This is a genomic window from Undibacterium sp. GrIS 1.8 (assembly GCF_040544445.1).
GTDB lineage: Bacteria > Pseudomonadota > Gammaproteobacteria > Burkholderiales > Burkholderiaceae_D > Undibacterium.
Genome location: NZ_JBEONQ010000007.1, coordinates 31,319 through 51,485, shown reverse-complemented (window position 1 = coordinate 51,485; position 20,167 = coordinate 31,319). Strand labels below are relative to the sequence as shown.

Here is a 20,167-nt window from a genome sequence, read left to right as displayed (position 1 = left end):
ATGCTACTCACCGTTCATGACCACATCGCATACTGTTACACAGGCGGCAAACAATTCAATCCAGAGCAAGCAACCGTGGTCTTCCTCCATGGCGCACAAAACGACCATTCCGTGTGGGCATTGCAAACCCGTTACATTGCTCATCACGGCTTTAATGTTCTGGCAGTTGATCTGCCCGGACATGGTCGCAGCAAAGGTGCGGCGCTGACGACAGTCGAACAAATGGCAGATTGGCTGATCACCTTGTTAGATGCCGCTGGCGTGCAGCAAGCAATGCTGGTTGGTCACAGCATGGGGTCTCTGATTGCCTTAGAAACTAGCGCACGCGCGCCGGCAAAAGTCAGTAAATTAGCCCTCATCGGTACTGCCTATCCGATGAAGGTATCAGACACCTTACTCAATGCTGCACGCGACGAGGAGCAGACCGCCATCGATATGGTGAATATCTGGTCCCATAGTTCCATCGCGCATAAACCATCTTGCCCTGGGCCGGGATTTTATGTCATGGGCGGCAGCCAGCGTCTGATGCAACGTATTTCTAAGATCAATCCCGATAAAGTCTTTTATACCGATTTTTCAGCATGCAATGCCTATGCTAACGGTGAGCAGGCGGCGCAGGCGGTTAGCTGTCCAACCCTATTTGTTTTAGGAAAAAAAGACATGATGACGCCGCCCAAAGCGGCAGCTACGCTACGCACTGCGATCCCGCACAGCAAAACGACATTGATAGAAAATTGCGGACACTCGCTGATGGCAGAACAAGGCGATGCAGTGCTGACAGCCTTGTTTGATTTTATAAAATCCTAAGTGTAAGCAGACTGAGATCACCCCCCTCTCCCGCTTACGGGAGAGGGTTCCGCCAGAAATGCTGAAGCCACATTGTTAAGCCAATACAGAAAAATATTATATGGACAACTGGCTACTATTCGCTGCGACTGAGGCAGCACTCTCTTTATCTCCAGGACCCGCCGTTATGATGGTCGTTGCCTATGGCATGGCACGCGGATGGCGTATTTCTCTCTTCGTCACTTTGGGGATTTTGACTGGCAATGCTATTTATTTTGCCGTCTCAGCAACTGGCCTAGGATCACTCATATTAGCTTCGCCCAAGGTGTTTATGGCGATCAAATATATCGGTGCGGCGTCTCTGGTGTACTTAGGTTTGTCCGCTATTTTTGGCAGACCATCACCCATTACTTTGAGCAAATTAGACAGTAAACCGCAAAGTGGCAAACGGATATTTAGTACAGCGGTGATGCTGCAAATGACAAATCCAAAAGCACTGCTAGGCTTTGTCGCGATTCTGCCGCAGTTTATTGATCCACAAAAACCCATCATTCCACAAATGAGTATCCTTGCTGCATGCTCCATCATTCCAGAATTTTTTATTCTGCTGGGCTATGGCATGCTGGCAAACAAAGCCAGTCATTGGGCAACACAAGCAAAATATAGTTTAATCACTGAGAGAATTTCCGGAGCCTTGGTACTAACAGCAGGAATATTAATCGCAGTTGTTTAGCTGAGTTGAAAAATCAAATAAGACTAATTATTACAAAGATATATAAACTCGCTGCAATAAAATAATCCCTCTCCTTTTCACATTAGAGTTTGCAATGCAACTTCGTTAACGCCATGCCTTACTCAAAACGATTAACATTACTAAGTCACTGACGACTCAATTACAAGCGGATTGGCGCTGGATATTGTTGGCGCTTTCGCCATCACAGCAATAAACAAATCCGATTGCAAGAATCTATCCAACCATGCAATCAAATGCTGGTATCGGCTGGAGTAAAACCAATCGGCATCCACCAGCGCACATTGGCGTACAAACGGCAAAATCGCCAGATCGGCCATACTCAGCTGCTCGCTGCTTAAATATTGGTGTTGTTGCAGGCGGCTATCTAATATCAGCAGGAATACTTCGGCTCTTTCTCTATACGTTGTTGCGCTGTATTCTGGGAAACGCTCAGCATACTTATATCGATCCAGATCATACTTAAACCTGCTGTCATTTTGACTGATCAAGTTTAGTACTTCGCTTGGCAATGTACCGTCGGGCATCAACCATAATGTAGTGTCGTGTTGTTGATGTTGTGCCATTGCCCAACACATGATGTCCAGACTTTGATCTATCACTCGTCCATCCGTCAATACCAACACAGGCACAGTGCCTTTAGGGGAATGATCAAGCATCGCTTGTGGTTTGTTACGCAAACTGACTTCTTGTATGTCAACGTCGACGCCGCTGAGCTTGATCGCTAGTCGGGCACGCATGGCGTAAGGGCAGCGGCGAAAACTGTATAACAAAGGTTTGACGGTGACGCTCATGAGGACTTGGTTTGATTGCTAACTATAATGATAGCGTGACTATTTTGTGATTACGACAAATGTGGAACCAACAAGCTTAGCCCTGCATTTGATCCTAGACGTGCAGGAATAAATCTACAATCCCAACTCCTGCCAGATCAAATCCACCCTCGCCTTCACTTCGGTCGACATCTGTATCGTAGTGCCCCACTCCCGGCTGGTTTCGCCCGGCCATTTATTAGTGGCATCCAATCCCATTTTGCTACCAAGCCCGCTGACGGGTGAGGCAAAATCAAGATAATCGATCGGCGTGTTATCGACCAGAGTCGTATCGCGCAGTGGATCAACCCTGGTCGTAATCGCCCAGATTACTTCTTTCCAGTCGCGGATATTCACATCTTCATCCACCACAATGATGAATTTGGTGTACATAAACTGGCGCAGAAAACTCCAGACGCCAAACATGACTCGTTTGGCATGGCCTGCATAGGCTTTTTTGATTTGTACTACGGCCATTCGATAACTACAGCCCTCTGGCGGCAGGTAGAAATCAGTGATTTCACTAAACTGTTTTTGCAGCAGAGGTATAAACACCTCATTAAGTGCCACGCCGAGAACCGCAGGCTCATCTGGCGGTTTACCAGTATAGGTTGAGTGATAAATAGGATCACGGCGCATTGTGATGCGATCTATCGTAAAGACGGGAAAACTGTCTTGCTCATTATAGTAACCAGTGTGATCGCCGTAAGGGCCTTCGAGCGCGTGCTCATAGCCAGTCGGATGCGACTCATCTGGGTAAATATGCCCTTCCAGCACAATCTCGGCACTGGCAGGTACACGCAACTCACTGCCGATCGCTTTAACCAGCTCGGTACGGCTGCCACGCAACAGTCCTGCGAATTGGTACTCGGACAAGCTATCAGGCACTGGAGTGACTGCGCCAAGTATGGTCGCCGGATCAGCGCCGAGTGCAACAGCAATCGGATAAGGCTGACCTTTATTGACGATGCCGTGCTCACGAAAATCCAGAGCGCCACCACGATGCGCAAGCCAGCGCATGATGACTTTGTTGCGACCTAAAACCTGCTGTCTATATATACCCAGATTTTGGCGCTTCTTATAGGGGCCTTTGGTAATCACCAGACCCCAGGTAATTAAAGGAGCGACATCGCCAGGCCAGCAATGCTGGATCGGCAGTTTCGCCAGATCGACATCGTTACCCTCCCAAACTATCTCCTGGCATTTGGCCCCGCGTACTTCTTTAGGCGCCATATCCCATACCGCTTTCACCAGCGACCCGAGACCCAGAATATCTTTAAATCCTTTCGGAGGCTCTGGCTCTTTCAGCGATGAGAGAACGTGGCCGATTTTGCGTAACTCACTAATACTATCTGCGCCCATTCCCATCGCGACACGATGCGGTGTGCCGAATAAATTACCCAGCACTGGGATGCTATGTCCTTTTGGCTTGGTAAATAGAAGCGCAGGACCTTCTGCGCGCAAGGTGCGGTCGCAGATTTCTGTCATCTCCAAATACGGTGAAACAGGCGTAACTATTTGTTTTAATTCATTTTGTTGTTGAAGCTGAGCAATAAAATCTCTCAAATCCGAATATTTCATGTTTTTTAGCTTTTTATGAGTTTGAACTAAGTAAAGTAAAGAAGTTGGCTAAGTGCTTGATTTGACAACGATTCGCCGCAATGCAGCATGAATTTTAAGATTTAAAAGTAATAACGATTAACTTCTATAGTATTGACTTGATATAAAACCGACCCTACAATTCGCCCAACTTGATGAAGAGGCTATAAATTAATCGCACTCAGTTGCTATCTAACTAAGATGGTAGCGCCAAACGGTAACATCATTCACGGGGATCGGGCCCCACATACAACATTGTAAGGATTGTTTTCAAAAGGCGTCTGCCTTGACCCGAAAAAAGTTGTTTGTCATTGGAGAGACTGCGAGTCGCCCATATATGTATATATAACTGACAAATAATTCCGGCGTCTTCCGATCGCGCCTGCGACGAAGACGATGTTTCTGATTCGTAGCTAGTCCGCTATACAGCACACCAGCAGTAACGCTGATTAGCAAGTACATAGTCTACGAAGGTTCAGGAGGTAATATGATTCAAAGTTTTAACCTAGCAGCACAAAAAAGTAATTTGCAAAATAGTACTTTATTTAGCGGCAAGATGACCGCTACAGCAATACTCACCGCATTGCGCGATGCACGCAATGGCTTCATCACAACGATGCACCACCTTTTGATGATATTTGGCGTAAGCGCGATTGTTGTGCTTGGTCTGATGTTTATCAAACCAGATCTAGTTGAAAAATTCAAATCCCTTTCTCCTTTTACAATCGCTAAACAGGATGTCGAAGAAGAAGCTGCACAAGCACCGAGCTTGGCGATGCTGATGGCAACTCCACTGCAAGTAGCACAATCTGACCAAGCGCCTGTTACCGTAACTGAACTAACTGAAGAAGATAGCAAAATGCTTGGCACGCAACGCCAGCAGCAATGGGTAACAAACTGGCTGGCTAAACGCTATCGTATTGCCAGCGATGCGACCAATATGCTGGTTTCTGCCAGTTACTTGACAGCGAAAGAGATCAAACTCGACCCTTTGTTAATCTTGTCCGTGATGGCGATTGAGTCCGGCTTGAATCCTTTTGCCGAAAGCCCGGTTGGTGCGCAAGGTTTGATGCAAGTCATGTCCAAAGTACATCATGAGAAGTTTCAGGAAATGGGCGGTATTAAAGCCGCGCTTAATCCGGTTGCCAACATCAAAGTCGGTGCCCTGATCTTAAAAGATTACGTCTCACGTGGTGGCTCGGTTGAAGCAGGTTTAAAACTGTATGTTGGTGCAGCTGCGTTTGAAAATGATGCTGGTTATGGTTCGCGCGTTTTGGCCGAATATCGCCGCTTAAAAGATGTTGCTAACGGCAAAAATATTCCTACTTTTAATGCACCGGTACCAATTCCAGTAACACCGCCAGCACGTCAGATAGAAAATATCGCGACTAAAGTTGATGCTGCTACAGAGACTAAAGCTGCCGAGCAAAAGCCAGCGCATCCGGAGCAAATAGCAAAGCTGTAATAATGTAGTTGAAAACTTCATCAAGTCGTAAAAAAGCCACCCCCACTATAAAAGTCAGGTGGCTTTTTTACGCGTCAAAGCCAAAATCGTAGTCCTTTGCTACATCCAGAGCTAGCTCGCGGAAATCATGCATTAACTCTGAACGTTTGCCGCCACTTGGGTATGCCAGGACATACTGGTGACGAATATCGCTGGCAAACGGCCGCACGATCACACCGTTAGAGCGCCAGACCTTAGCACCAAAAGGTTCAACAATCGAGATACCCAAACCATTCGCAACCATCGCATAACGTGTATGCGATGTTTGTGTCTTAACTCTATGGCGCGGACGAGTACCGGTTTCATCAAGACGAATCTTTTCCAGCTCATAACTTTGCGAAATAATGGGTAAGAAACCGATGATATTTTCCCCATCCAAGTCCATGGGATCAATCATCTCTTTATCCGCCAGGCGATGCCCTTCGGGCAAGCCGCACATGACACTGACTTCTTTAATGGTTTCTTGTTCCATGCCGGCGAGTGGCGGAAACGCCATGCATATAGCGATATCCACTTTAAGATTTTGCAATCGCATTAAAATCTCTGGCGTGTTGCAGCTATCTACAGTCACGGGCACATCGGGATGATGTTTAAAAAATTGACGCAAAATCAGCGGCAAAATCGTGGTGGACAAGACAGGCAGACAAGCGATCGTAATGCCTTCTGGCGCTTCATTTCGAATATTGCTGGCAACCTGAGTCAAGCGCTCTAGCCCCAAAAAATTCTCTTCCACTGCGCTATAAAACCGCACACCAGCCAAAGTAGGCTCTAAACGTCCTTTGTCGCGGTTAAACAACCTAAACCCGAGAGCACTCTCTAAATCAGCAATAAGACGGCTAATGGCTGGCTGAGTAATATTCATTTTCCGAGCGGCGCCAACACTGGTTCCAGCGATCATCAAACACCGGAACGCCTCAATTTGCCTAAATTGAATCATAGAGTTTCTTATCCCACATCGAAAAACAAACAGGAAAAAAATATACTCCCATGATGTATTATTTAATAGTCCATATAAATTCTGGACGATAACGAGTATTTTTAAATAATTATTGGGAGTATCTGTTTTTTATCTTAAAAATCAAGATCAACATAGCTTTGTTAGAGTTTTATCTAAGTACTCAACTTTCTGGATAAAACAATATAACTAGACGCTTGCCACATAACGAATTCACATTAAGTATGCGAATTTGTGAGTGGACATGATATGGCAATATTGTGATAATTTGTTACACCTTGTTAAAATTAGTTCACAAAGACAACCAAATAGTCTTAGTAAATTACTTTTAACATCGTCGTAAGCTGCTCTGCCATTCAAAATCCACGGCCAATATAATGGCTTGTTGGTCAGTCCAGCCGTAAGCATTACAGCATCAAAGTAATACCCACAAGGTGAAACATCGACGCGCTTCCATCTCCCATAAGTAGATCGAGTTGCGTTGACTAATTATTTTTATCATCGTCATCAACAGAGTCCGACCAAAATCTGGCGCGGACTTTATTCGGCTAAAGAGCTTGATGACATAGTAAAGACACTATTTGTCTGTTGTTTAACAACATGAGGGAGAATATGCTTGCCGTAGGAACTGTCAAATTGAATGGGATGGATGAAAAATTCAACCAGCACACGGGGATGATGCAATCCAAGGTGAAGCACCACTATGCGGGTGACATCGAAGCCGAGTCTTGTTTTGAATGTCTTAGTTTTTCCGCCAACGCCAATTCCGGAAATTTTGTCGGACTAGAATATCTGACGGGTCGCATTGGCAATCGCCGGGGCGGATTTATTCTGCAACACGTAGGATCAATCAAATCGGGTAAATCTGAAAGCACATTAAATGTGTTAACCGGCTCAGGCACAGGAGAACTGGCTGGCATCAAGGGTTACGGACGTTGTACCTGGAGCGATATTGGTGGTCAGGTGTCCCAGGTTTTACTTGAATATCATTTTGACTAGACATCAACGCTAGAGTCAATAAATCAAACTAACGATTTCGGTGAGAAGTAGTCGAAGAGCTACTCGACTTCTTAAGCGATTAACTTCATCTCTGTTATAAGTCCTATCGTTAGGCCGATCTTTAGCCCTGCAAATAGTGCGAGATTCTCTTCACTGCTTCTTTTAAATTATCCATCGAAGTCGCATAAGAAATCCGCACATAACGCCGTGCGCCGGATGCACCAAAATCCAAGCCCGGCACAATCACCACACCTGCCTCTTGCAACAAAGACCGTGTAAATTCGTCCGCGTCGTCTGAGAAGCGCGAACAATCTGCATACACATAAAAAGCGCCGTCTGGCATCACTGGCACATCAAAACCTAAAGCGATCAGCGCAGGCACGATGTAATCGCGACGACGTTTAAACTCCGCTTTACGTTCTTCATAAATTGCCAGAGCCTCGGACGAAAAACAGGCAATCGCCGCATGTTGCGCGACCGACGAGGCGCAAATGAATAGATTCTGTGCCAATTTTTCGAGCTGAGGCACGATTCGCTCTGGCACCACCAGCCAACCCAAGCGCCAACCGGTCATGTTGAAATACTTACTAAAGCTATTGATAATCACCACATCATCATCCAGCGACAACGCCGAAACAGGCGCAGCGTCATAGGATAAACCTTGGTAAATCTCATCCACAATCGTAAAACCGCCATGACTTTTGACCGTGGCAATAATCTTTGCCAGCTCATCAACAGCAATCGAGGTGCCAGTTGGATTAGAGGGCGATGCGAGTAATACGCCTTTAGTCGCATCGCCCCAATGCTGACCTACCATCTGATCAGACAACTGAAAACGCTCGGCTGGCCCGCTCTCGACCAATACCGCCTTGCCTTCAAACGCAGCGACAAAATGCCGATTGCATGGGTAACAAGGATCTGGCATCAAAACTTCTGCCCCGGGTTCCACCAATGCAGCGCATGCCAGTAACAATGCAGCCGAAGCACCTGCGGTAACAATGATACGACTGGCCGGAATCGTCAGACCATAAGTACGTAAATAATGCTGGGCGATCGCCTCACGTAAGGCAGGCACGCCCAGTGCTGAAGTGTATTGCAAACGACCGTCGGCCATCGCTTTGCTAGCAGCATCAATCACTACTTGCGGCGCAGTAAAGTCCGGCTCACCTATTCCCATATGGATAATATGCCGCCCCTGCGCCTCCAGATCTGCCGCCATTTTGGCTAGCTCCATGACATGAAAAGGCGCGATATTATTTAAACGGGTGGCGAGATTGTGATCCATAGAAGGCTCAATAAAAATCAATTTCAAATCAATTGCGGAGATAGTACGGCTAAAAAAAACCGCCTTACTTCAGAACAGAAATAAGACGGCTTTCGTAAAATCATGTTGATTGCTACTTTCGGGTAAAAACCTAACTCAGATTTACTTCCCTGCGCTGATCTCAGTAGCTCGCAATCTGGCAGCCAATTTATCCAACACGCCATTCACATATTTATGGCCATCCAAACCGCCAAATGACTTGGTCAGTTCTACCGCCTCATTGATGACGACGCGATAGGGGATTTCTATATGATGCTTTAATTCGTAAGCACCGATCAGCAAGGCGGCATGTTCAATTGGCGACAATTCAGCAATGGTGCGATCAATTAAGGGAGCGATCTCTTCGCGCAATTGGATCGATTGTTTGATTGCGCCATGCAAGAGCGCGTCAAAATGCTCACGATCCGCTTTGTCAAAGCCATGCGCCTGACGGATATGGGCATCAATCACGCCAGAATCTTCATTGTTCAATAACCATTGATACAATCCTTGCAAAGCGAATTCGCGAGCGCGATGTCTTGGCGAACGGCTTTTACTCGGGTTGGCGTGGATTTGTTTGCTTGTCATATTTTTCTCTTGCAAATGTATTTTGATTGCGCTCTGTTTGATTTTTTACGCAATTTATTTTAACTCTGTACTATGAATATTGGTCACTCAATCATCAAGCATCAAAATCAGCATCTTCTGTAGCTTCTGCCAATTCTTCCAATGCCAGCGTCAAGTTGGCCATTTCAACTGCGACGCGGGCAGCGTCAGTGCCCTTTTCTATCATGCGCGCTTCTGCTTGGTCATCGTTTTCCGTCGTCAAAATCGCATTCGCAATCGGAATGCCGCTATCCAGACCAACACGCGTAATCCCTGCACCAGATTCATTCGACACCAGTTCAAAATGATAAGTCTCACCGCGGATCACTGCGCCTAGCGCGATTAAAGCATCAAACTGATGAGTTTCAGTCAATTTAAGCAAAGCCAGCGGTACTTCTAAAGCACCCGGGACGGTGACATGCAAAATATCTTCATCCAAAACACCGAGACGGGATAATTCGGCCAGGCAAGAAGACAGCAAACCATTGCCAACTTTTTCGTTAAAGCGCGCTTGCACGATACCAATGCGCACGCCAGCGCCATCCAGATTTGAGTCGTAATGTCCAACAGTCATGATGTTTCCTTTTTGCGCCTTGGCGCTGCAATAAATAAAGTAAAGAATGGATTTCAACAAGAATAGGTTATTTTCTCCTACTCAAATAATTTTCTTCAAACAGGTTTGTCCATATAACCAACTACTTCCAGATCAAAACCTATCATTGACGGCATTTTTCTTGGATTGGCGAGTAACTTCATACGGCTGACACCGACATCCTTCAATATCTGCGCGCCGATACCGTAGGTCCGCAAATCCATGCTGGCAGCGCGTCCTTGCGGTTTAGTTTTAGGTGTCGTCAATGCTTTGAATTGATCAAACATCTGCTCGGCTGTTTCTTCGCAATTCAACAATACCAGCACACCGCATGGTGAGGCCTGTACCGCCGCCATTGCACTGGCTACATTCCAGGAATGCGTCGTGATTTTGCTCTCTAACAGATCAAGAATCGAGACTGGTTGATGCACGCGCACCAAGGCGACCTCTTCCGATTTAATCTCGCCATGTACCAAGGCTAAATGGGCAGAGCCACTTGGTTTGTCGCGATAGACGATGGCGTTAAACGTGCCATGCACTGTTTGCATTTCGCGCTCGGCTACACGTTCGACGATACTTTCGTTCTGACTACGATAATGGATCAGGTCAGCAATCGTGCCAATTTTTAAACCATGTTCTTTGGCGAATTCCATCAAGTCCGGCAGACGCGCCATAGTGCCGTCGTCTTTCATGATTTCGCAAATGACGGCAGCTGGCGTCAAGCCTGCTAAATCCGCCAGATCGCAACCGGCTTCAGTATGACCAGCACGCATTAAAACGCCGCCTTTTTGCGCCTTGAGCGGGAAAATATGACCCGGCTGCACTATGTCGTTCGCGGTCATTTTTTTATCGACGGCTACTTGTATTGTACGCGCACGGTCTGCAGCAGAAATCCCCGTGGTGACACCCTCGGCGGCTTCGATAGAGACAGTAAAGTTAGTACCGTAAGCGGTACCGTTACGGCTGGACATCATCGCCAGGTTCAACTCATCACAGCGTTCTTCTGTCAGTGTGAGACAGATTAAACCGCGACCAAATTTGGCCATAAAATTAATCGCCTCTGGCGTCACAAACTCTGCTGCCATCAACAAATCGCCTTCATTCTCACGATCTTCTTCATCAACCAAAATGACCATACGACCAGCGCGCAATTCGGCAACAATTTCTAAGGTATTCGACATGTTCATGGGGGGAGTCCTGGAGTTTTTGTGTTGTGCTTCAGTTGGAATTGCTAGTACTTCGTGCGCTTAGACTTAAATACAAGGTCGCACAAATAAAAAAAGCCGCTAAAAAGCGGCAATTTTTTCTCAAAACCAGACTGCTTTAGTAGGCCGCATTATACAACTTAGTCAGACTGACGCAAAATCAGGAGCAACTTCGATATACAAGGTGTAGACATAGTGCGTAGGGAGTTACATAAAAATCAGACCTAAATGCCGCCTTCCCCAAATGCTCTCGTAAGATTTTGGACAATCTGATTAAAAATCTACTCGCAATATAAATATACTCCCATGAGGTATATTTAAACTGTCCATATAACTGCTGGACAGTTGACCAATTTCCAAAAAAATAATGGGGAGTATATTAAATTTCACTCTAACCAAGTTCTAAATAAGTTCTGAATAAGTTCTAAATAAGCCATTACCAAACGTCAACTGGTTCCAAACAAAATTAAAACAAAATGCAGAAACCTGGATTCCACTTCCAGTCTCTGCATTCATGCGATCTACTCATTGATCACAAATGACTATCCTGGTCCGTCACCATCGCCGTGTCCACGGGTTTCTACCGGCACCGCACCACCATTTTTACCTTCGAAGAAGAAAGGCTTTCTGGCTTTAGCCGTACCACCCACCTCGTTCATCGTGTTGACATCGTACAAACGACCGTTCAGCATGACGTTAGCAATTTTGTCGGAGTTTTGGATGTTCGCCAAAATGTCGCCGTTGATGATAACCAGATCGGCCAGTTTGCCGGTCTCTAATGACCCGACATCTTTTTCCATACCAAGATATTTAGCACCGTTTAGCGTTGCGACACGGATCGCTTCTAACGATGTCATACCACCGCGACCGAGTGTCCACATTTCCCAATGGGCGCCCAAACCTTCACGCTGACCGTGTGCGCCTAGATTGACCGGGACGCCGGCGCGCTGCAATTCGGTTGCTGTGCGGGCGATGTTGAAGACGTTGTAATCTTCTTCCGGTGCAGTCTCTACCCGGACACTACGCGCTTGCAACACCGTGGCTGGTACATAACGCGACAAAATCGGATGACGCCATACATCCGTGTGTGCATACCAGTAATGCTCGCCATCCAGTCCGCCATAACCAACGATCAGGGTCGGTGTGTAGCCTACTTTAGTTTGCGACCATAATTGTTTTACGTCGTCATAGGCATTGGCAACCGGGATCGCATGTTCGATGCCTGTATGCCCATCAACGACCATGGTCATATTATGCTCAAACAGTGAACCGCCTTCTGGCACCACCATCATGCCAGTCTCACGCGCCGCTTCCAAAATTTGCTGACGCTGATCACGACGTGGCTGGTTATAACTCTTGACTGAGATGGCGCCGCCCGCTTTCAGGCGTTTTAAATGCGTGAGTGCGTCATCCAGATTATTCACGATGGCGCTCATATTGGCCTTAGCGCCGTACAAAATCGTACCGGTAGAAAAAATCCGCGGTCCCACCACTTTGCCCGCACGCTGCAGTTCGCTCTGACTAAAAATCTCAGCCGTGTCGTTGGATGGATCATGGATAGTCGTCACACCAAAGGCAAGTGAGGCATAGTTGATCCAGCTTTGCTGTGGAATGATTTCATCCTCACCCATACCGCCGTGCCAATGCACATCTACAATGCCAGGAATAATCGTTTTGCCAGCAGCGTCGATTTGCATAGCACCAGCCGGGATTGCAATGTCTGCAGCCTTACCAATGGCGACGATGCGATTGTCTTTAATCACAATGCGTCCATTCTCGATGACTTCATCCCCCTTCATGGTCACAATACGCGCACCAGAAATTACCTTGGTGCCGACGGGCTTATTCGCGGCTTCCTGGAAACCAATTTTCAACCCCGCCTCGGTTGGCTTAGCGATTTCTTTAGGCGAGCCGGGTAAAAACGTGAAGGCATTTTTTAACTCGCTACTAAATAACTCATCACCCAGCGAGAAAAAAATCTTGCTGCTATCACCCGACCAATGCGTATAGTCACCAGCGTTGACGTCCAGCTGTTTAACCGGCAAAGCATCCATCTTTGACCCCACGGTCACAGGCTTACCCGCAACCGGCAGTGGCGTCACATAGGTATGAAATCGCTCGGTAAACGCCAGCCAATTACCATCCGGCGACAAGGCAAAATCGCTGACAAATTCACCTTTAGCAACGGCTTGCTCTTCCCCTTTGTTTAAATCAATACGGACGAGCGATGTCGTCCAATCCACTTCACCGGCACGCTGCATGCGCGACACATACAGCTGATCATTGTCTTTACCAAACTGTGGTGCACTGCCGTCATCAGTGACTAAGCGCGGAGTGGCTTTACCATCTGCACTCGTCACAAAAATACCGGTATCCAAACCAAACCAGGGTGTCGTCAAATAACCGCCATGCATTTTTTCAAAAGCGACTTGTTTGCCGTCGGGAGAAAATTGAGGATTCACGTATTTACCCGGACTCTTGGTGATAATCGTTTCTGATCCGCCACGCACATCAATGGTGCGCACCGAACCCAGTTTTTCATCATCCCAGGTGGTGAATACGATGCTGCGACCATCACGAGAAAATCGTGGGAAAAATTCAAAATGGTCTTGTTGTTTGGTCAAACGCTGCGGCGTGCCATTTGGCAGATCGCGTACATACAATTGCCCTAAAGCCGAGTACACCACTTTATTACCTTGTGGCGAAACATTGACCCAGCGCAGTTGATGCACATCAAATTTATCTGGCGCGACGGGCGTTTCAAAACGGACGGCGGCACGGATTTCTCTGGTGTCTTTGACGTGAAAAGCGATTTCTTTTGCGGTATGCGCAAATGGATCAACACGCCAGATTTTACCTTTGGCCCACAGCACCATTTGTTTGCTGCCCGGAAGCCAACTCATCGATGGATACACGCCATGCACAGCCCAGGTTTCTTGCATATCGCGCTCTAAGTCACTCCATGCAACTTTCTCTTCACCGGTCTCTAAGTCTTTCAAAAATAAAGTGCTTTGGTTGCGCACGCGACGCACAAACGCCAAGTATTTACCATCAGGCGAAGGCGTTGGACGTACCGCACCGCCAGCGCCGCTGACAAATGCTTTGGTCTTACCGTCTTTTAAATCTTTACGGAAAATCTGATAAATCTGGGCATTCCCATTTTTATTGTATTCAAATGAATTTCCCGGTGTCGTGTCCTGTGAGTAGTAAACATAACGACCATCAGGAGAAAAAGCAGGCTCGCCCAAATCTTTTTGCCAATTTGGTTTCTCATTCAACTGCACACCAGCGCCACCGCCAATGGAATACAACCAGATCTCGCCAGACCCCAACGAGCGCGTACCAGTAAAGTGCTTACGGGCAGCAATATACTGACCATTCGGATGCCAGACAGGATTATTCAATAAGCGGAAATCTTCTTTGGTCAAGGCGTGTGCGTTGCTGCCATCCACATCCATCACCCAAATATTATCGCCACCACCGGCATCTGACATGTAGGTTAATTGCTTACCATCTGGCGAAAAGCGCGCCTGCATTTCCCACGCGATACTATGTGTCAGTGCTTTAGCCTCGCCACCTTCAACTGGCATCAAATACAAATCGCCCAGCAAATCAAACACAATTTGCTTACCGTCAGGGCTGACGTCAACACTCATCCAGGTACCGGTTTTGGTATCGATAGTCACCGTGCTCGCCACACCTGGCGGCGCATTCACGTCCCATTTTTTCTTGGCATCAGCGGCGTCTTTGGGGGTTTCTGCACTGATGGCGACGGTACTACACAAGCTTAGTAGTAAGGCGCACCAATGTGCTTTTGTGATGAATTGCATCTTGTCTCCAGTGGGTATTGAATCAGCAGGATCAGCGTTAGGAAAATTTGGATAGATTGAACCAACAGCACGGCGATTAAACTCAGCGATTGCTCAATGATTGTTCGGCGATTGAATTACGCTGCTCGTATTGTAAAAGAACATTGCCAGATTGAATTAAATTGTCCGATTTAATTATGTGTCAGCACAATCTCACATATTGATCGCCGTCACGTCATTGTTAAAAAGAGCTAAGGCGTCATTCCGGCATGGTTTTAGGCAGAACCCGGCGACGTTATTGCGCAAAACACCTGGCTTGGAAACGACAAACCGATTATCAGGATAACGACACAGGATGCTGGCTTAAAGCGCGCCGGAATGACATGAAAAAAACAATGAGACACCGATAAAAAAACTGGCGACATTCAATCTGCATATAAGTGAGATATCAATATACTCCCTATTATTTACAAGAAAATCACCCTATTGCCCATACTTTATATGGACGATCTAAATATACTTACCAGGTGTATATAAAAATTCAAACTAGGGAGTAGACGTACCGCAGATCAAAAACAAATCCAATCTAAAGAGATCGGTCAACACCCTTACTGCATTGCGCAGCATGGGTTTAGAACTCAATTTACTTCACTTACTTTACTCCGACACCAACACACCGTTATCTTGGTGTCGTCAATCCGATTAAAAAAACTAACGAACGAACTAATGAACAAACTCCCAGCAATATTCAAAATCTCTTCATCGACTGCGATATTGAACGCCTTTTACATTAAAAATGAACTAGGGTTTTGTCTTAACCAGCAATTCCATGAAGTAACTATTGTTGGTCCAAATTGGCTCTGTCTTCATTTGATAAGATATCGACGCCGCGCGCAAACGCTCTTCGAATGGCGTTATATCTGAGGAACGCAATGCTTTCAATGTGACGGTCACAACACCTTCGCGATCCGCTACTCCTGCCAAAATTACGCCACCCAACAGCTTGTCACTAAACATGCGTCGAACATCCAATGCGGCTTGCGATTCAAGCTGAGTTACTTGTTTTGATGAGTCCGCTGGCGCAGTAGCCAAAAGAACAGTATCCCGCAATGTTTTACGGCTCCACCACTTTGGTATGCTGATGTTTGCTGAGTCGTAAGAAAATATCGTAACAACCTCGTGACCACTAAATGTTGACTCAATCTTTAATCCTTCATAAAGATCGTCCCTTGCAATACGGATCTTAGCGTCACCCTCATAACTCTTGAGAAGGTCATACCGGCGTGCTGGCGCTCGCTGTGAAAAACTTACCCATCCATCCTCACATTTATAGTCTCTGTTAAATGTCCACTCACTATTTGCACTGGTAGGCATGCTTATCGGCAGTACGCCATCTCTTTCGGTTTTCCAAAAAAAATATAAGCCATGAAGAGTATCTCCTTTGATTTCAAGTTCACCAGAAGTAACATTGATCAAATTTAGCTTGAATAATTTACTGGCATCAACGAATGCAGGATCAATAAAAGCGACACCATTCCTATCAATAGAATGAATGCTAAATCTACCGTTTAAATCTGGACAATTTTGTTTTCCAGCGGCAAATCCTAAAGAGTAAATAGACAGCAAAAACAGTCCCAAAATAATCGGAAATCTCATAACCACCTCTTTCAATTTCCAACTAGATTAGATGTTTAAACCCAGATTTTCCATTAGACCGCTACCACTCCGTAGTTGAAACCGCCACCCAGATTACATCCAGTGCTGAGAGCAATAATACCACCACGATTTGAATAAAAGCGCTACAGCAATAAGCCCTTACTGCATTGCGCAGTAAGGGCTTGGGACTCACTTCATCTCACTTCGCCTAACTTCGATGACTTCACTTACTTTAGTTAAACACCAACACCCCATTATCAACATCAACCTTAATCACATCCTTAGGTCCAAACTTACCTTGCAACAGCAACTTGGATAATGGATTTTCGATCTCTTGCTGAATCGCGCGTTTGAGTGGTCGTGCGCCGTACACCGGGTCGAAACCTGCTTCTGCGATTTTCTGCAATGCCGCTTCGCTGATGTGCAAGCCCATGTCCATTTGTGTCAGACGTTTTTCCAAATCATGTAACTGGATCTTAGCAATGGCGCCGATGTTTTTGGCATCAAGCGCGTGGAATACGACGATATCGTCAATCCGGTTAATAAACTCTGGGCGGAAATGCATTTTTACTTCGCCCATGACCGCCATTTTTATCACTGCCGGATCACTGCCTTCCATCGCCTGAATCTGATGCGAACCAAGGTTGGAGGTCATCACGATGACCGTGTTTTTAAAATCCACCGTGCGGCCTTGCCCATCGGTCAGACGACCGTCGTCCAGCACTTGCAGCAGCACATTAAAGACATCCTGATGCGCTTTCTCTACCTCGTCTAACAGAATCACGCTGTACGGCTTGCGACGTACTGCCTCGGTCAGATAACCGCCCTCTTCATAACCTACATAGCCAGGAGGCGCACCGATTAAACGCGAGACAGAATGCTTCTCCATAAATTCGCTCATGTCGATACGGATCAGCGAATCTTCTGTATCAAACATAAAGCCTGCGAGGGCTTTGCAAAGCTCGGTTTTACCAACGCCCGTCGGGCCCAAAAATAAGAAAGAACCGTAAGGCCGGTTGGGATCACCCAAGCCAGCGCGGGAGCGGCGGATGGCATCTGATACCGCGCCAATAGCCTCGTCCTGCCCGACCACACGCTTATGCAAAACCTCTTCCATTTGCAGCAACTTCTCGCGCTCGCCTTGCATCATGCGCGAGACTGGGATACCGGTCGCACGCGAGACAATCTCGGCAATTTCTTCCGCACCGACTTGGGTGCGCAGCAGCTTGTGCTTGCCTTGGTTACCCGCCTGAGTTGCGTCTGCTTGCTTAAGCTGCGCCTCTAGTTCTGGCATACGGCCATACTGCAACTCGGACATGGTTTGCCAGTCACCGCGACGTTTGGCATCTTCCATTTGCAGGCGGATTTTTTCTATCTCTTCTTTAATATGGGTGCTACCTTGGACAGTAGCTTTTTCTGACTTCCAGATTTCTTCCAGATCGGCGTATTCTAGCGAGAGTTTGGCGATTTCTTCTTCGATCAATACCATCCGCTTTTTAGAACCTTCGTCTTTCTCACGCTTGACTGCCTCGCGCTCGATCTTGAGTTGGATCAGACGACGATCCAGCTTATCCATGACCTCTGGTTTCGAGTCAATTTCGATCTTGATTTTAGCCGCCGCCTCATCAATCAAATCAATCGCTTTATCGGGTAAAAACCGATCAGTAATATACCGGTGCGACAATTCTGCCGCTGCGATAATCGCAGGGTCAGTGATGTCTACACCGTGATGGACTTCGTACTTTTCTTGCAGTCCACGCAGGATAGCAATTGTTGCCTCGACGCTAGGTTCATCAACGATAATTTTTTGGAAGCGGCGTTCCAGCGCCGCATCTTTCTCTATATATTTGCGATATTCGTCCAGCGTCGTGGCTCCGACGCAATGTAATTCGCCGCGTGCCAATGCAGGCTTAAGCATATTACCGGCATCCATAGCGCCCTCTGCCTTACCCGCGCCGACCATGGTGTGCAACTCGTCAATAAAGACGATGGTCTGACCTTCATCCATGGCGATTTCTTTGAGCACCGCTTTGAGACGTTCTTCAAACTCACCGCGGAATTTAGCGCCTGCCAGCAAGGCCGCCATGTCTAGCGACAACACCCGTTTAGACTTCAGACTGTCCGGCACTTCACCATTGACGATCCTTTGCGCCAGACCTTCCACAATGGCGGTCTTACCAACGCCAGGTTCACCGATCAATACCGGATTATTTTTACTGCGACGTTGCAAAATCTGGATAGCACGACGAATCTCGTCATCCCGACCGATCACAGGATCAAGCTTGCCCAGGCGGGCGCGCTCAGTCAGATCGAGCGTATATTTTTTCAAGGCTTCGCGCTGACCTTCGGCCTCTTGCGAATTGACCGTACCGCCACCACGTACTGCGGCAATCGCTGCTTCTAAGGATTTACGGGTAAGACCGTTTTCACGTGCCAGCTTGCTGGCTTCTGATTTGTCATCAGATAAAGCTAGCAAGACCATTTCGCTAGCAAGGAATTCATCACCCCGCTTCTGAGCCTCTTTATCCGCCAGATTAAGCAAGCCCATCAGCTCGCGGCCAATTTGTACTTGCCCGTCGGTACCAGACACCTTGGCTAAACGATCCAAGGCGCTTTTTAAAGCGTTGGTCAACGCAGGCACATTGACGCCAGAGCGCTGCAACAGCGAACGGCTACCGCCATCCTCCTGGTTGATCAGTGCCAGCAGCACATGCACTGGCTCAATATATTGGTTGTCATTACCCACCGCCTGACTTTGCGCGTCAGAGATGGCTTCTTGCAATTTGGTAGTTAGTTTGTCGAGTCGCACTGGATGCTCCCTAAGTAATCGTATGTCCGATAGATTAGGACTTTAGGGATGCATTTCAAGGCGTGATGTTGGAACAAGCTGCGGAAAGCTTGTTCTGTATCAAAGAAGTGAGGAATAAGTTAAGAAGATGAACTGCTTAGTGAGTGAAAGATTAGCCCGCGGGGAAGGAATGCTATTTTTTGTTTTGTGAATTTTGATTCCTACGAATGATGACCCAAGACATCAAAAACTCCGAAGACCGTCACTAAACACGCCATTCTCATCCACGAATTGATTGTATGCCGCAATAGCGTTCTGATTTTAAGCTAACCAAAGTTCAGCCTGTTTTAATTTAAGTTGATTAATCAGCGCGAATTCTAATGTGGCAGATAGATTAATATCCAAGTCCCTGACACCTCTGAGCAAATCACTATTGATACTCAGGTTTGTCGTTTTTTTGGGTGTATTTTGATCGTATAAGGCTGACATTGCCTACCCCATATTCAGTTGAAGATCAATATTTACACGTAATCATGCGGACGGTTTATAAGGATCAAGATGTGACATTAAATTGGTAAGCGTGATTTTGCAGGTGTGATGTTTTTGTCTATTTGGTTATACTTTGTATTTAATCATCATAACCAAATACAGCTCACATTCATGAACGTTGCATGAGGTACGAAGCAAGCATCCTTTTCTGATGCCGTCGGGTATTATCGCAAAATGAAAATTAAATCACGTTATCTACTATCTTAAAGGTAATCCACGGACCAAGAAAAAATTTCAGAACTTAGACTATGGG

The 20,167-nt window shown here is 46.7% G+C and carries 14 protein-coding genes and 1 pseudogene; 4 read left to right on the top strand and 11 right to left on the bottom strand.

Going from position 1 to position 20,167, the window contains the following annotated elements; all coding sequences use genetic code 11:
• Together AAKU64_RS04920 and AAKU64_RS04915 are read left to right on the top strand one after the other, a co-directional pair.
• Window positions 1-807, top strand: a complete 807-nt coding sequence (locus AAKU64_RS04920) for an alpha/beta fold hydrolase (RefSeq protein WP_354329859.1) — start codon at window positions 1-3, stop codon at window positions 805-807.
• Between the two features lie 100 nt (window positions 808-907).
• Window positions 908-1,519 (top strand): LysE family translocator, encoded by a 612-nt coding sequence (locus tag AAKU64_RS04915; RefSeq protein WP_354329857.1) that lies wholly within the window; start codon window positions 908-910, stop codon window positions 1,517-1,519.
• Between the two features lie 140 nt (window positions 1,520-1,659).
• Here AAKU64_RS04915 and AAKU64_RS04910 read toward each other — a convergent pair whose 3' ends face one another.
• Together AAKU64_RS04910 and ubiD are read right to left on the bottom strand one after the other, a co-directional pair.
• Complete coding sequence (locus AAKU64_RS04910; protein ID WP_354329855.1) at window positions 1,660-2,331, bottom strand: glutathione S-transferase; 672 nt, start codon at window positions 2,329-2,331, stop codon at window positions 1,660-1,662.
• Window positions 2,332-2,445: 114 nt separating this feature from the next.
• A complete protein-coding gene (gene ubiD, locus AAKU64_RS04905; RefSeq protein ID WP_354329853.1) occupies window positions 2,446-3,930 on the bottom strand; it encodes a 4-hydroxy-3-polyprenylbenzoate decarboxylase in 1,485 nt (494 codons plus the stop codon).
• A 634-nt stretch (window positions 3,931-4,564) separates the two neighbouring features.
• Here ubiD and AAKU64_RS04900 point away from each other — a divergent pair.
• The gene (locus AAKU64_RS04900; RefSeq protein WP_354329930.1) at window positions 4,565-5,413 is read left to right on the top strand and encodes a transglycosylase SLT domain-containing protein; all 849 of its coding nucleotides are present in this window, start codon (window positions 4,565-4,567) and stop codon (window positions 5,411-5,413) included.
• 67 nt (window positions 5,414-5,480) lie between these two features.
• On the opposite strand, the gene AAKU64_RS04895 is transcribed toward AAKU64_RS04900, so the two are convergent.
• Complete coding sequence (locus tag AAKU64_RS04895) at window positions 5,481-6,389, bottom strand: LysR substrate-binding domain-containing protein (RefSeq protein WP_354329851.1); 909 nt, start codon at window positions 6,387-6,389, stop codon at window positions 5,481-5,483.
• Between the two features lie 618 nt (window positions 6,390-7,007).
• Here AAKU64_RS04895 and AAKU64_RS04890 point away from each other — a divergent pair.
• The gene (locus tag AAKU64_RS04890; RefSeq protein WP_354361568.1) at window positions 7,008-7,406 is read left to right on the top strand and encodes a DUF3224 domain-containing protein; all 399 of its coding nucleotides are present in this window, start codon (window positions 7,008-7,010) and stop codon (window positions 7,404-7,406) included.
• A 121-nt stretch (window positions 7,407-7,527) separates the two neighbouring features.
• Here AAKU64_RS04890 and AAKU64_RS04885 read toward each other — a convergent pair whose 3' ends face one another.
• The 8 genes and pseudogenes from AAKU64_RS04885 to AAKU64_RS04850 all read right to left on the bottom strand — a co-directional run bounded on the left by AAKU64_RS04885 (window position 7,528) and on the right by AAKU64_RS04850 (window position 19,854).
• On the bottom strand, window positions 7,528-8,691 hold the full coding sequence (locus AAKU64_RS04885; RefSeq protein ID WP_354361566.1) for a pyridoxal phosphate-dependent aminotransferase: 1,164 nt from the start codon (window positions 8,689-8,691) through the stop codon (window positions 7,528-7,530).
• Window positions 8,692-8,832: 141 nt separating this feature from the next.
• Window positions 8,833-9,297 (bottom strand): transcription antitermination factor NusB, encoded by a 465-nt coding sequence (nusB, locus tag AAKU64_RS04880; RefSeq protein WP_322119129.1) that lies wholly within the window; start codon window positions 9,295-9,297, stop codon window positions 8,833-8,835.
• Between the two features lie 94 nt (window positions 9,298-9,391).
• Window positions 9,392-9,889, bottom strand: coding sequence for a 6,7-dimethyl-8-ribityllumazine synthase (ribH, locus tag AAKU64_RS04875; RefSeq protein ID WP_354329847.1), 498 nt, complete (start codon window positions 9,887-9,889; stop codon window positions 9,392-9,394).
• Between the two features lie 95 nt (window positions 9,890-9,984).
• Entirely contained in the window at window positions 9,985-11,094 is a 1,110-nt protein-coding gene (gene ribBA, locus AAKU64_RS04870) for a bifunctional 3,4-dihydroxy-2-butanone-4-phosphate synthase/GTP cyclohydrolase II (protein ID WP_354329845.1), read from the bottom strand.
• 560 nt (window positions 11,095-11,654) lie between these two features.
• Window positions 11,655-14,942 carry an amidohydrolase family protein gene (locus tag AAKU64_RS04865; RefSeq protein WP_354329843.1) on the bottom strand — a complete coding sequence of 1,096 codons (3,288 nt, stop codon included), beginning with the start codon at window positions 14,940-14,942 and terminating at the stop codon, window positions 11,655-11,657.
• 780 nt (window positions 14,943-15,722) lie between these two features.
• Window positions 15,723-16,577: a hypothetical protein gene (locus tag AAKU64_RS04860; protein WP_354329841.1), complete on the bottom strand. Its 855-nt coding sequence runs from the start codon at window positions 16,575-16,577 to the stop codon at window positions 15,723-15,725.
• Between the two features lie 232 nt (window positions 16,578-16,809).
• A complete protein-coding gene (gene clpB / locus AAKU64_RS04855) occupies window positions 16,810-19,386 on the bottom strand; it encodes an ATP-dependent chaperone ClpB (protein WP_354361564.1) in 2,577 nt (858 codons plus the stop codon).
• Window positions 19,387-19,608: 222 nt separating this feature from the next.
• Window positions 19,609-19,854: pseudogene (locus tag AAKU64_RS04850) on the bottom strand (type II toxin-antitoxin system CcdA family antitoxin).
• Window positions 19,855-20,167: the final 313 nt, after the last annotated feature.